The sequence below is a fragment of the Rhodovulum sp. BSW8 genome, from assembly GCF_003314725.1.
Classification (GTDB): domain Bacteria; phylum Pseudomonadota; class Alphaproteobacteria; order Rhodobacterales; family Rhodobacteraceae; genus Rhodovulum; species Rhodovulum visakhapatnamense.
The window spans coordinates 1-1648 of sequence record NZ_QNVX01000061.1 but is presented as its reverse complement, the minus strand read 5'-3'; the positions used below and the strand labels follow the sequence as shown (position 1 = coordinate 1648).

The following is a 1648-nucleotide window of genomic DNA, read 5'->3' as shown; positions in this document are numbered from 1 at the left end:
ATTCTTTTCCCGAGGCGGAAGGAAGAGAGATCCCTGCTTGCGATCCCAAGCCGGGCCAGCGCCATAAGTCGTACTCGTGTGTCGACCAAAGGCGTCGCCGAACCCGATCAGACGCCCCCGTTGCCGAGGCCCGATTCCCTGGCGATAGCCGCCGTTCGACGCCCCGAGCCCGAACCGCCTGCGACTCACGAAAGCGGCCGTTCATCCCCGCTGCAGCATGCACTCAGGCCGCCAAGATCCGGAGGGCGGACGAAACTGTCGTCTCGTGATGCCGTTGCTCCAAATCCGGCCAGAAAGGTTCTGCGTGGGGTTCGCGTTCAGCGGCCTACTCAGAAACTTTCTTCACGAACTGAGATTTCAGGCTCATCTGGCCCATTCCTGGAATTTTACAGTCGATGTCGTGATCGCCGTCGACCAACCGAATGCCCCGAACTTTGGTTCCGACCTTAACCACCAACGAAGAACCCTTGACCTTCAAGTCCTTGATAACGGTAACTGTGTCGCCGTCGGCAAGGACATTCCCGACGCTGTCACGCACATCGGAAGCGGTGTCGGCCAGATCATCGGGCACCCATTCGTGCCCGCATTCTGGGCAGTTCAACAGAGCATCGACCTGATAGACGTAGGACGAGGAACATTCGGGGCATGGAGGCAATGTATCGGTCATGGGGTACGCCGATAGCCTCATGAACGTCCGGTGTACAGCGGAGGTTCCCCCCTATCAGGATTTCGAGGACCCGAGTTGCCCGGTCGCAGCTAGTGCGACCAAGGTGAACTCCCCAGCCCCAATGCGGTCGAACGTCCTGGGGCGCGGCTGCGACGCGACCCGCCCCAAGCGACCAGGGACGCTCGCTGCCGAGAGCCGACATTGGGCGCCCCGGCCGCCGCCGCCTGCGGAATCACGAAAGCGGCCGTTCATCGCGGTTGCAACAAGCGCTGGCGCCGCCGAGGCTTGGAGAGCGAAGAACCAGAACGGACAGCCGAGAAACGGCAGTTCGGGGCGCGATGAAAGCGGCTGTTCGTGTCAGCTCCAAAGGACGCACCAACCTTGTCTCATACGCTCAAGCTCCAGACGCACCTGCCCCGCCCTTGCCAATCCGATCCGGTTGTGGATACCCAAGAGCTCCAAAGTCCGCTAATGGGAACGACAGCAACACCACAAAGTGGAACGGGACTCGGGCCGCCCATGTCAGCTACCAATGGCGCAAAGAAGTTTTACACCTTTCAAGCCGTGAACGTTCTTCTATCAGTAATAGTTTGGCTTCTTTTTCCACTCAGCGCAGCGGGATTCAACCTCGCATACCCTGTATTTGCTCTGAAAGTAATTGCCCTCATCTGGTACAATGACTGCCCGTCCAACAAGTCTTTTTACAGTGTCATGTTTTTTGGTTTCGCGTGCGCTGATGTTCTAGCGATATTTCTATTCGGGTCATTCTCAATCTTCAGCTGGGGGCTTTCTCGACTGTTTTAGGACCGGGATTTATCGATCTTCTTGATGCCACCCAGCCGTCTCGACTCGCGCCCACAAAGCGGTTGGGGCGCTGCTAGCAATCTTTTCTGACTGACGGACTGACCTGCCCCCCGCGAGATCCCTCAGTCTGATGTAGAGTCTGCTCAACCGCGAAGGAGCAGACGCATGCGAAAGAGC

At 58.2% G+C, this 1648-nt stretch carries 1 protein-coding gene; it reads right to left on the bottom strand.

The genetic code is table 11. The features are described 5' to 3' along the window. Positions 1-325: 325 nt before the first annotated feature. Positions 326-667: a zinc ribbon domain-containing protein YjdM gene (locus DSD19_RS19575; RefSeq protein ID WP_113670821.1), complete on the bottom strand. Its 342-nt coding sequence runs from the start codon at positions 665-667 to the stop codon at positions 326-328. Positions 668-1648: the final 981 nt, after the last annotated feature.

Excerpts from the sequence above, each read along its gene's own strand:
- DSD19_RS19575 (WP_113670821.1), bottom strand. The coding sequence starts at position 667 with ATGACCGATACATTGCCTCCATGCCCCGAATGTTCCTCGTCCTACGTC.